General features: G+C 36.5%; 11 protein-coding genes. 3 read left to right on the forward strand and 8 right to left on the reverse strand.

Annotation, left to right across the window (positions count from 1 at the left end):
* Positions 1-15 precede the first annotated feature (15 nt).
* Positions 16-1,161 carry a pyridoxal phosphate-dependent aminotransferase gene (locus tag P278_RS10600; RefSeq protein ID WP_038266396.1) on the reverse strand — a complete coding sequence of 382 codons (1,146 nt, stop codon included), beginning with the start codon at positions 1,159-1,161 and terminating at the stop codon, positions 16-18.
* On the reverse strand, positions 1,158-1,985 hold the full coding sequence (locus P278_RS10605; RefSeq protein ID WP_038266398.1) for a prephenate dehydratase: 828 nt from the start codon (positions 1,983-1,985) through the stop codon (positions 1,158-1,160). The genes P278_RS10600 and P278_RS10605 overlap by 4 nt, the downstream gene beginning before the upstream one ends.
* Before the next feature lie 402 nt (positions 1,986-2,387).
* Between P278_RS10605 and pncB the strand changes: the two genes are divergently transcribed.
* The 3 genes from pncB (at position 2,388) to P278_RS10620 (ending at position 5,040) form a co-directional block, all read left to right on the forward strand.
* On the forward strand, positions 2,388-3,578 hold the full coding sequence (gene pncB, locus P278_RS10610; protein WP_038266400.1) for a nicotinate phosphoribosyltransferase: 1,191 nt from the start codon (positions 2,388-2,390) through the stop codon (positions 3,576-3,578).
* A 61-nt stretch (positions 3,579-3,639) separates the two neighbouring features.
* The gene (gene gldA, locus P278_RS10615) at positions 3,640-4,533 is read left to right on the forward strand and encodes a gliding motility-associated ABC transporter ATP-binding subunit GldA (protein ID WP_038266402.1); all 894 of its coding nucleotides are present in this window, start codon (positions 3,640-3,642) and stop codon (positions 4,531-4,533) included.
* A 120-nt stretch (positions 4,534-4,653) separates the two neighbouring features.
* Positions 4,654-5,040, forward strand: a complete 387-nt coding sequence (locus P278_RS10620; RefSeq protein ID WP_038266404.1) for a group I truncated hemoglobin — start codon at positions 4,654-4,656, stop codon at positions 5,038-5,040.
* Between the two features lie 359 nt (positions 5,041-5,399).
* On the opposite strand, the gene P278_RS10625 is transcribed toward P278_RS10620, so the two are convergent.
* The 6 genes from P278_RS10625 to P278_RS10650 all read right to left on the reverse strand — a co-directional run bounded on the left by P278_RS10625 (position 5,400) and on the right by P278_RS10650 (position 12,240).
* Positions 5,400-6,146 carry a head GIN domain-containing protein gene (locus P278_RS10625; protein ID WP_038266407.1) on the reverse strand — a complete coding sequence of 249 codons (747 nt, stop codon included), beginning with the start codon at positions 6,144-6,146 and terminating at the stop codon, positions 5,400-5,402.
* A gap of 12 nt (positions 6,147-6,158) precedes the next feature.
* Positions 6,159-7,253: an acyloxyacyl hydrolase gene (locus P278_RS10630; protein WP_038266410.1), complete on the reverse strand. Its 1,095-nt coding sequence runs from the start codon at positions 7,251-7,253 to the stop codon at positions 6,159-6,161.
* A 106-nt stretch (positions 7,254-7,359) separates the two neighbouring features.
* On the reverse strand, positions 7,360-8,316 hold the full coding sequence (gene metF / locus P278_RS10635; RefSeq protein WP_038266412.1) for a methylenetetrahydrofolate reductase [NAD(P)H]: 957 nt from the start codon (positions 8,314-8,316) through the stop codon (positions 7,360-7,362).
* Entirely contained in the window at positions 8,313-8,558 is a 246-nt protein-coding gene (locus tag P278_RS10640) for a hypothetical protein (protein WP_038266573.1), read from the reverse strand. Before P278_RS10640 ends, metF begins: the two co-directional genes overlap by 4 nt.
* Before the next feature lie 2 nt (positions 8,559-8,560).
* Positions 8,561-11,239, reverse strand: coding sequence for a methionine synthase (gene metH, locus P278_RS10645; protein WP_038266415.1), 2,679 nt, complete (start codon positions 11,237-11,239; stop codon positions 8,561-8,563).
* Complete coding sequence (locus P278_RS10650; RefSeq protein WP_038266418.1) at positions 11,239-12,240, reverse strand: homocysteine S-methyltransferase family protein; 1,002 nt, start codon at positions 12,238-12,240, stop codon at positions 11,239-11,241. The genes metH and P278_RS10650 overlap by 1 nt, the downstream gene beginning before the upstream one ends.
* Positions 12,241-12,363 lie beyond the last annotated feature (123 nt).

Genomic DNA, 12,363 nt, shown 5'->3' on the forward strand with positions numbered 1-12,363 from the left:
TTTTTGGTTTTAAAACTAAAACCTATTGATTGCCTCTTTTATTTTATCCTCAGGCACGCATAAAGAAAAACGAATAAATCGATCTCCATTGCTACCAAAAATGCTTCCGGGAGTGATAAATATACTTTGATTGTATAGCACTTCATCTATAAAAGCCTCTACTGATTCAACATGATCCGGAACCTTTGCCCACACAAACATTCCTACAGCATTTCTGTCATACTCGCAATCCAGCCTATCGGCTAATTCATAGATGAGCTCTCTTCTTTTCTGGTATTGTTCATTAATTCTATCATACCAATCATTTGATAGCTCTAATGCTTTAACAGCTCCTTTTTGTAAACTGTAAAACATACCACTATCCATATTACTTTTTACCTTGATCACGGCTTGAATATGTTCTTGGCTACCTAAAACAAATCCAATTCTCCATCCTGCCATATTAAAGGTCTTACTTAATGAATTCAATTCAAGAGCAACGTCTTTAGCTCCTTCAATATTTAAAATACTGATTTGATCGGTATTAAGTACAAAACTATATGGATTGTCATTTACCAAAAGAATATCATTGCGTTTAGCAAAAGACACTAATTTTTTAAACATTTCTAAATTACCCTTGGCACCGGTTGGCATATGTGGATAATTTAACCACATTAACTTCACCTTAGATAAATCTTGAGCTTCTAAAGCTTCTATATCCGGAAGCCAATCATTTTCCTCTCTAAGATCGTAATAATTTGGCACTCCACCCACCAATTTCGTAACTGAAGTGTACGTCGGATATCCGGGATTAGGAATCAGCACTTCATCTCCTTCATTCAAGAAGGCCATGCTAATATGCATAATACCTTCTTTTGATCCCAATAAGGGTAAAATTTCAGTATTATATTCAACATCAACTTTAAAATGCCTCTTATAAAAATCAGCTATTGCCTTGCGTAATTCAGGTAATCCAACATAGCTTTGATATTGATGCGCTTTGGGATCGGTCAATGAGGTGGTCAAGGCCTCTAAAACCTCTTTGGCAGGAGCCATGTCAGGACTTCCAATTCCCATGTTAATAATTGGTTTACCTTCAGCTATTAGACCATTTACTTCTCGTAATTTTTTTGAGAAATAGTACTCCTGAACGGTTTCTAGTCTTTTTGCACTCTGAATCATATTCTAGCATTTTTATATTCGCCAAGCACCTTAAAATGCTCCGCCATTATTTCTAAAACAGACTTTGCTTTTACAAAATCTGAATATTTATCGAAAGTAACATCTACAAAAAATGAGTACTTCCAGGGAGTTTCAATAATTGGTAGGGATTGTATCTTCGTTAAATTCATTCTACAATCACTCATCACATTTAATATGGTAGCCAAACTTCCTCTTTTGTGATCCAGTTCGAATTTTAAAGAGGCCTTATTTATATCTTCCTCGGGAATAGCCGAATTCTTTGTTTGCACTATTACAAAGCGCGTAGCATTATTCTTGATCGTTTGTATTTCTGATCCTAATATATTTAAGTCATATAGCTTAGCGGCTGCATAGCTGGCTACCGCACCAACACCTTTTAATTGATTTTCGTGAATGCGTTGGGCAACCTCGGCAGTATCAGCATCCTCAATTAGTTTAATATGAGGATATTGTTTAAAAAATTCTTTCGTTTGCAACAATGCCATGGGATGTGAATAAACCTCTGTAATATCTTCAATCCTCTGACCATTCAATGCCATCAGGTTTTGATGAATATTGATATAATATTCTCCTATTACATGCAATTGATTCGCATCGATGAGTGCATAGTTAGGAATGATGGAGCCCGCTATAGAGTTTTCAATAGCCATAACAGCCATATTACAAGTCTTATCTAAAAGGCTTTCTACCAATTTATCAAACGAGAGACATTCATGAACTTCAATATCTTCATGAAAATACTCTTGTGCCACCAAATGGTGAAAAGAACCCTTAATCCCTTGTATTGCTACCTTATTATTCATTTAAATTTTCTGTAAAAAAAAAGTCCCGATTGCTCGGGACTTTATATTATATTGTTTTCACTTATACCTATAACAGTCCCGTTCCTCTCTTAAAGAAATAAAAGAAGAAATAAAAAAAGTTCCAGTTATAAGTCGTTGTAATCATTTGTTTGTCTTAAATCTGACGCTAATGTAAATATTAATTTGAAATATAAAACCTCTAACCTTTATTTTTTTGAAAAAAACATATTTTCCTTACTTTTTTTTTGAAATTCGAATAAAATATCACAGATATTCATGAATTTTAAAATGAATATTTTGAGGGACCATACTACCAAGAACAGGCTGGTACTTATTTAATAAACCTCTTCCATTTATAATATTAATCAATTACCTTTCAGAAAAATTACAAGACTTACTATTATGATTGATGAAAATAATTACGCTATTTTCAACTCTATATTAGATAACGACTTCTACAAGTTTACAATGCAATGTGCGGTTGTGAAACTTTTTCCTGAGGTAAAGGCCAAATATAAATTCATAAATCGCGGAGAACATAAATTTCCAAAAGGATTTGGTCATGCCTTGAGGAGCGCTGTGGACAACATGGCTAAATTACAACTAACCAGAGATGAAAAGTTATTTCTAACAGACACATGTCATTACTTTAACCCTGCATATATAGATTTTCTCGAAGGATATCGATTCGATCCCTCGGAAGTGACTATTAAACAAACAGGTGAAGATCTTGAAGTTTATGTTTCCGGGTATTGGTATCGAACTATTTTATGGGAAGTGCCATTACTTTCTTTAATCTGTGAATTATATTATGAGCTAACAGAGCAAGAACGATGGCCGAAAGAAAGAGTTATCAGTAATACGCTAGAGAAAATCAGGCTCTATAATGAGTTAGGGGTTACTTTTGCTGAATTCGGAACACGTAGGAGACACTCATACCGGACCCATCGCGAAGTGATGCATACGTTATCTACTTATAAAGGAAAGAGCTTTATAGGTAGCAGTAATGTTCATATGGCTATGCTCTATAAGGTAAAACCAATCGGAACGCATGCCCATGAATGGTTTATGTTTCATGCGGCAGAATATGGATTTAAAATGGCCAATGCACTTTCCTTAGAACATTGGGTAGATGTTTACAGAGGTGATTTGGGGGTTGCTTTGTCTGACACTTATACTACGGATGTTTTCTTTAAACAGTTCGATACAAAATTCGCCAAACTGTTTGATGGAGTCCGTCACGATAGTGGAGATCCTGTCGAATTTGCAGAAAAAACAATCGCTCACTACAAAAAACATGGTATCAACCCTATGTACAAATACATCATCTTTTCGGATAGTTTAAATCCTGAAAAGGTCGAAACCATTACTCATTCATGCAAAGGTAAAATAGGCATCTCTTTTGGTATAGGAACCAACCTTACCAATGATGTCGGACTGAAGCCTATGAATATTGTCATTAAACTTACTGATGTGCTTACTAATGATAACGAATGGATTCCAACGGTAAAGCTTTCTGACGAACCAAATAAACATACTGGTGAAGAAAAAATGATATCATTAGCCAAAGAATTGCTTCGAATAAAAGACTAAAGAATAAAAGACTTCGTTTATTGAACTGGTCTATTTTATTATTTTTGAGCAAAATAAAATTATGTCAATAGTTGTATCTAATATTACCAAAACGTACGGAGAGCAAAAAGCGCTTAATGAGGTTTCCTTTACCATCAACAAAGGAGAGATCGTTGGATTTCTAGGTCCGAATGGTGCTGGAAAGTCAACAATGATGAAGATCCTTACCACCTACTTAAAACCAAGCAAAGGTGAAGCTTCAATAAACGGATACGATATTAATAAGGATACAAAGAAGGTTCAAAAAAGTATAGGGTATCTACCTGAGCACAATCCTCTTTATCTCGATATGTATGTTAAAGAATATCTTGCTTTCAATGCGGATATTTACAAGGTTAATAAAGATCGTATTGATGAGATCATTTCTCTAACCGGATTAACTCCTGAAGCGCATAAAAAAATAGATCAGCTTTCTAAGGGGTATCGACAAAGAGTGGGATTAGCTACAGCCATGTTGCACAACCCCGAAGTTTTAATATTGGATGAACCGACTACCGGACTTGACCCTAATCAACTGGTTGAAATTCGCGAACTCATAAAAAGTGCAGGAAAGGATAAAACTGTTTTACTCTCTACACATATCATGCAAGAGGTGGAGGCGATATGTGACCGGGTAATCGTTATTAATAAAGGACAGATCGTTGCAGATAAAAATCTAGCTCAGTTAAATGACGACAAGCAACAAATTATATTTGTTGAGTTTGATTACCGCGTGGAGGAAGTTTTACTCAAAGAATTACCTAATATTACACATGTTCATAACATTGCCGGCTTTTCGTATGAGCTTCATTTCAAATCAGATCGAGACATGCGTTCTGTAGTATTTGATTTTGCGCATGATAATGGTTTAAAAACCCTTCAATTAAACCATAAACACAGAAGCTTGGAAACGTTATTCAAAGAACTAACCTCTTAAAAATAAAAAGTATAATCTTATTTTTTGTATTTTTAGGAGTAGAAATTAGAATACTACCATTCATACTTAGCCAGGGTTTATGCTGTGTTTCCATTATAACCTTAAAAACCAATCAATCTTATGGAATCAGCAAACAAAAACTCTCTTTATCATCGTTTAGGAGAACTCAAAGGCATTGAAGCTATCGTTGATGACGCTGTTGATGCGCACATGACGAATCCAACTGTAAAATCAAGGTTTACGCCACTACTTGAAGATCCCAATCACTTTAAACAAGTCCGTCAACACTTAATCGATTTTTTTGCCGCAGGTGCTGGTGGAAATATTGATTACAAGGGCATGGATATGTTAAAAGCTCATAAAGGTATGAATATTAGCAAAGGTGAATATTTAGCCGTAATGGATGATATTATGGGTGCTCTTGAAAAACACAACATTGATGAACCGACTAAAAAGGATGTTTTAGCCATCATCTATTCATTGAGGGAACAAATCATTGGAGTATAATCTTCGATAGTTTTAAAAGTAATTTCTGGTAGAAATATTTTGATCAGGGAATTGATTACAAGTACTTATTCTACTGATCGGGCTGAATATCGTTTTCAATCAATCCGGATTTAGAGTTTTCAACTACCACATACTATCAAATAGGTTCTGAATATACTTTAACCATGCCTTATCTATGCTTTATCTATGGCTTATCTATGCCTTTGCACCGGGCCTAGAGTATTTAACATTAGTCTTTGCCTCCATTAAAAACAGCCCTTGGGATGGCTTCCTTCAAAATCAGCTTGAAGTATATAAAAAACCCTGACCCCTTCACCTTGAATTTGAAGCTGATATTTTATCGCCAATCGATTCCTGGTCTAATCTTCGAAAATAAGTCGTCCTTTAAAAACTTCCTCTACTTCGACAATCGGAGGTTTATTAAAAGACCTGACATCGCCATAACTGATGATTTGTCCTTTTAAACTTTGGACAGGATTAACAAGCACATCGTTCGTTCCTCTATGGTAAACAGAAACATTTTCTGCAATAAGCTCAGCCCCCTCAAATCTGCCGTTTCCTGCCGTGTATCTCAATTCGAGATTCTGAACATGACCTCTTGCATAACAGTTGGAAAGATTGGAAAAATTTAATCTGAGTGTTTCCATATTAATATCGATATCAAAATCACCAACAGATTGATAATTTCCTGTACTGTACTGCTCTGATATCAACAATAAATTTGAGAACTCCCATACTCCATCAGAATAAACGGTGAACTGGCTTGCATTTCTGATTTCTTTTAAATCCGGAACGGTCACATAAATTTTCGTTTTATCATAATCTCTTACATAATTGCACGAGTTATGATCTGCCAGTATCAATTTACCCTCGTCAACATGAACATTAATATCATTGATCAGGTTCTTGCCAGATTCGACCTCAACTTTATGTTCATCTCCCATTTTAACCACAAGAGTCACTCCCTCCAAAACCAATATTTTATCAAAAACAGGAACTTCTCTAATTTCTTTTACCAGCGTACCTGCTGTTTGAAAACAATCAGAAGCATTTTCATTATTACATGAAATGAATATTAGTAAACAAATTACGAAAAGTCTCTTCATACAGCCAATACATTAAAATCTATAACCAAGTCCAAACTCCAGAGCTTCAGCTTTTGCAGCATGGGTTTTTAAGGTAAGTGCCCCAAATATTTTTTTGCCAAGATAATATTTTAGCCCAACTCTTTGATACAAACGTCCTTCGAATTCAACAGGATAGTAGGTATAGTAACCGAATTGGGTTAGCACTGAAATCTTATTAATAAACAGCTCATGACCGATAAACACTCCTGCTCTTTTATAATCATCGTCTTCGGTTATTCCCCAATGCGGAGAGGCTGCTGCCCTATATCTTATATATTGTTTTAGAAAATTAGAATAAAAAACGTCGGTTCCCAGTTGAATAGCGCTTTTACGGTTCAGTCTTTTATCGGCATATACTGAAAATACATAAAACGGAAACTGACCACTATGCACCTGATCGCTTTCATTGAGTCCTGTTCGAAACACAAAATTTACACGCACACGCTCTTTAAACTTATTACTTAAATTATCGTCAATTAAACGAGGTGAATTATTATCGAGTCTATAATTTAACCCCACATTAAAAGCTATGGAGTTTACACTGGTATTAGGCGCCTTAATGTTCGCGTTTGAATGATGAAGTAATGAGGCTCCTACCTGGAGTCCGACATTATCAAAAATGCGTTCTTTTTTATAATTAAGCATTAAATAAGTGCTGCTCAATATCCTGGAGCCAAAGGCTACATTTCTGAAGTTTTCTTCTTTATCATAAGGATCCGTGGCATAGGCCAGACCTTGTCCTACGCGGATCATAAAATTTCGGTTCAGGAAATAGAAATTATAGTGTGCATACAATCCATGGCTCTGACCCAAATTTTCATTTTTAAAATCCTGATATGAATAAGAGATTCCGTAATCCGGATAGTTATAGTGCTGTTCCCAGTTTTTTTCACCGAAGGTCTTTTTGTTCCATCCTACAATAAAGCCTTCAGGATGTCCTGTTATTAAGTGCTGGATATCGGTATTATGAAGGGCTATATTCCCTGTAAAGTAATTTACATCTATGAATGAAGCCTCTTGCTCACGATCCTGAGCATTAAGGGCTGAGATAAATAAAAGAAGAAGTATTACTATTTTTTTATGCATGTCTAAAAATCAGAGGCAAAAATAATTTTATTTTCTTGGTAAGAAAAACTTTCATAGCAGAGATAACGCTACTTCTTTGATATAATTATTTTTGCCCTGACTTAAATTAAAAAACAGCTTCTGCGATTGCTTTTATATTATCAGATTTACCCATAGAATAATAGTGAAGCACAGGCACCCCTGCTTCTTTTAATTCTCGAGATTGTTGAATGGCCCATTCGATACCGACCTGACGAACCTCTTTGTTGCTTTTGCAACTATCTACAGCTTCAATAAGCGCATCTGGCAAGTCTATTTTAAATACCTGCGGTAATAGTTGTAAATGACGTTTTACAGCGATTGGTTTAAGTCCGGGTATAATAGGCACATTGATTCCATAATCTTTAGCCCGCTCTAAAAACTCAAAGAACTTTTGATTGTCAAAAAACATCTGGGTTACTACATAATCTGCACCTGCGTCTACTTTTTCTTTAAGTTTTTTGAGGTCAAAATCCATTGACGGAGCTTCTAAATGTTTCTCCGGATACCCGGCAACTCCGACACAAAAATTTGCTCTGTCTCCTTCTTCCAGGGTTTCGTGAAGATACTGACCGCACCTCAAATTGTGAATCTGATGCACTAAATCGACAGCATAAGGATGTCCTCCGGCGGTAGGTTCGAAATAACGCTGATGTTTCATTGCATCTCCTCTTAGCGCCATTACATTGTTTATTCCCAGATACTGGCAGTCAATCAGCATGTATTCTGTTTCCTCTTTTGTAAACCCCCCACATAATAAATGAGGTATCGTGTCAACCTCATATTTATGCTTAATCGCAGCACAGATACCCAGGGTTCCCGGTCGTCTTCTGGTTATTTTACGATCTAACAGTCCATCTCCTTTATCTATATAAACAAATTCCTCTCTGGAAGTAGTAACATCTATAAAGGGAGGATTGAACTCCATAAGGGGATCAATATTTTTATACAATTCGTTGATGTTACTCCCTTTCTGAGGGGGAATAATTTCGAATGAAAAAAGCGTTTTTCCGTTCGCTCTTTCTATGTGTTCTGTAACTTTCATTTTTGCAATAATAGTTTCTTTACCTCTTCAAAATCTTCTTCGTACTCCCAATAAATCCATCTGCCTCCAAGGTAATCTGTTAAAATATATTTTTCACTTACCGACTTAATTCTGGATATTGCCACTAATTTTTTTGAAAACACTTCAGTTTCCACATTCTCAGTTATTTCTTTATTTAACTGATCATAGCCATGAACAATGATATGACTTCCTAAGCTAAGTTCGATAAATCTTGATTCCATTTCTAATCTGCTATATTTGGATTCAGCCATTTGTTTGCTTCTTCAATACTTATATCTCTTCGTTCGGCATAATCTTCGACCTGATCCTGCTTAATTTTTCCTAAACCAAAATATTTACTTTCCGGATTCGCAAAATAATAACCTGACACCGAAGAGGCGGGCCACATAGCCAAACTATCTGTTAAGATAACCCCGGTATTCTTTTCTACATCCAGCAATTCCCAGATAGTCTTTTTCTCCAGGTGATCGGGACAAGCCGGATAACCAGGAGCAGGACGAATCCCTGCATAGGATTCTTTAATAAGTTCTTCATTCGACAATTCTTCACCTGCATCATATCCCCAAATTTCCTTTCTAACTCTTTCATGAAGATACTCTGCAAAAGCTTCGGCGCATCGGTCGGCCAATGCTTTTATCATTATAGAGCTATAATCATCTAAAGCTTCCTCATATTTTTTGGCAATTTCATCGACTCCAAACCCTGTAGTAACACAAAAAGCCCCAACATAATCTGTTTTACCTGAATCTTTAGGCGCAATAAAGTCTGCCAATGCAATGTTCGGAGCTCCCTTTGTTTTTTGCGATTGTTGTCTAAGAGTTAGAAACTTTCCAATAACATTTCCATTTTCATTATAAATTTCAATGTCATCATCATTTATCTGATTGGCGGGAAAGATTCCCAGCACTCCCGTTGCCTTCAACCATTTTTCTGATTTGATTTTAGCAAACATTTCTTTAGCATCACTGAACAATGAACGGGCTTGTTCTCCTACCACTCCATCCTCCAGGATTGCAGGATATTTACCGTGTAAATCCCAAGAACGGAAAAAAGGAGTCCAATCAATGTATTTTTCTAATTCATCTATAGAAACCTCAATGGTTTTCACCCCTGTAAAGTTGGGTTTATTGGGGGTATATTTTTCCCACTCAACTTTATACTTATTTTTTCTGGCGTCATTTATGGCTAAAAAGGTTTTCTTTTTAGATCTATTTAAAAAGCCTTCTCTTAATTTATCATATTCCGCTCTAACTGACACAGCATATGGTGCCAACAGTCTAGGATTTACTAAATTCCCTGCGACGGTTACCGCTCTGGATGCGTCATTAACATGAACAACCGTTTTCGAGTATTCCGGAGCTATTTTAACCGCGGTATGTGCACGAGAGGTGGTAGCTCCACCAATCATAATTGGTATGCTAATATTTTGTTTCTCTAGCTCTTTTGCCAGATAGACCATCTCATCCAGAGAAGGGGTTATTAATCCGCTAAGCCCTATAATATCTACATTTTCATCAATAGCGGTCTGAATGATTTTCTCTGGTGGAACCATTACTCCCAGATCAACAACTTCATAATTGTTACATCCTAATACTACACTCACTATATTTTTTCCGATATCATGAACATCTCCTTTCACTGTAGCCATTAAAACTTTTCCGGCTGAACGTGAATTACCATCTTTTTGGGCTTCTATATATGGCAACAAATAAGCTACAGCTTTCTTCATCACTCTGGCTGATTTAACTACCTGTGGCAAAAACATTTTACCACTTCCAAAAAGATCTCCCACGACGTTCATACCATTCATCAAATGGCCTTCAATAACTTCAATAGGTCTGTTTACATTTTGTCGGGCTTCTTCAACATCTATTTCGATAAATTCATCAATACCCTTAACAAGCGCATGGGTAATCCTGTCTTGCAGGGCTCCATCACGCCATTCCTGATTTTGTTTTTCAGCTACTTTACCATTTCCTTTAACGGTTTCAGCGAAGGCCATTAACCGTTCGGTAGCATCATCCCTTCTATCGAGTAAAACATCTTCAACACGCTCTAAAAGGTCTTCAGGAATATCGTCATAAACCTCCAGCATTTGTGGATTTACAATCCCCATATCCATTCCATTTTTTATGGCATGATATAGAAATGCAGAATGCATAGCTTCCCGAACTGCATTATTCCCTCTAAATGAAAAGGACACATTACTAACCCCTCCGCTAACGTGGGCATGCGGTAAATTTTCACGAATCCATTTAGTAGCTCTAAAAAAATCAATGGCATTTTTTCGGTGTTCGTCCATTCCTGTAGCTACAGGAAAAATATTAGGATCGAAAATGATATCTTCCGGCGGAAAGTTAACCTTTTCGACCAGGACATCATACGACCGTTTACATATTTCGATACGTCTTTCGTAGGTATCTGCTTGTCCTACCTCATCAAACGCCATAACAATTACTGCGGCCCCGTATCTTTTAATTTGTTTGGCTCTTTGTATAAACTCTTCTTCTCCTTCCTTTAAGCTAATAGAGTTTACGATACTTTTTCCCTGAACCACTTTTAGTCCCGCCTCAATAATTTCCCATTTTGAACTATCGATCATTACGGGCACTCTTGCGATATCTGGTTCTGCAGCCATTAAATTCAGAAATGTGGTCATGGCATAAACACCATCCAACATTCCTTCATCCATATTTACATCTACTATTTGGGCACCTCCTTCTACTTGAGATCGGGCCACTTCCAAAGCTTCATCGTACTTCTCTTCTTTAATTAAACGAAGAAAACGTCTCGAACCTGTTACATTGGTTCGTTCTCCTACATTTATAAAGTTACTTTCTGGAGTAACCACTAAGGGTTCCAGTCCTGAAAGTTTCAAATATCTCTTTTCGCTTGCCTCCATTAAACTAATTCAGCTATTTTACGAGGTTTATATTCTTTTACTGCGTCTGCTATTAATTTGATATGATCGGGAGTAGTCCCACAACACCCACCAATAATGTTCACAACGTGCTCATCGAGATAGGTTTTAATCAATGCTTGCATCTCTTCAGCTGTTTGGTCATACTCTCCAAAATGGTTGGGTAGCCCGGCATTTGGGTAAGCTGAAATATAAAATGGTGTATTTTGTGCTAGTTGTTTAACATACGGTAGTAATTGATCTGCTCCCAAAGCACAGTTAAAACCAACACTTAACAGTGGGATATGAGAGATTGATACTAAAAAAGCTTCAGGTGTTTGTCCAGATAGGGTTCTTCCGGAAGCATCTGTTATCGTTCCACTTACCATAATTGGTATATCTACTCCTTTGGCTTCCTTTACCTCTTCAATCGCAAACAACGCTGCTTTTGCATTTAAAGTATCAAAAACAGTTTCTATCAATAACACATCGGATCCTCCTTCTATTAATCCTTCAGCTTGTTCTTTATAAGCTATTCGTAGCTGATCGAAAGTAATAGCACGAAAACCGGGATCGTTTACATCCGGTGACATGCTTGCCGTTTTATTAGTAGGCCCCATAGCACCTGCTACAAATCTTGGCTTTTCAGGATTTTTACGGGTAAACTCCTCTGCAACCTCTTTGGCTATCCTAGCTGACTCAAAATTTAGTTCATAAGCCAGATCTTCCATATGATAATCTGCCATGGCTATGGTTGTAGATGAGAATGTATTGGTTTCTACAATGTCCGCTCCAACTTCGAAATAAGCCGCATGTACCTCTGCAATCGCCTTAGGTTGGGTTAATGATAACAAATCATTGTTTCCCTGAACCGGATAGGCAAAGTCTTTAAATCGTTCTCCTCGAAAATCTTCTTCGGTAAATTTATATTGCTGGAGCATTGTACCCATAGCACCATCCATTACCAATATTCTTTTTTCGAGTTCTTTTCTAATATCTCTCATCGCCAGCTATTTTAAGCTTCCTTTTTTCTTTAATACAGCGTGTTTTTAATCATTTTTCAGATTAAAACAGCATTTTTAAGTTATTATAGTGATTGTTAAAAGAAAGGTAAGCTTAATTCGAAG

Source organism: Zhouia amylolytica AD3 (assembly GCF_000511935.2).
GTDB lineage: Bacteria > Bacteroidota > Bacteroidia > Flavobacteriales > Flavobacteriaceae > Zhouia > Zhouia amylolytica.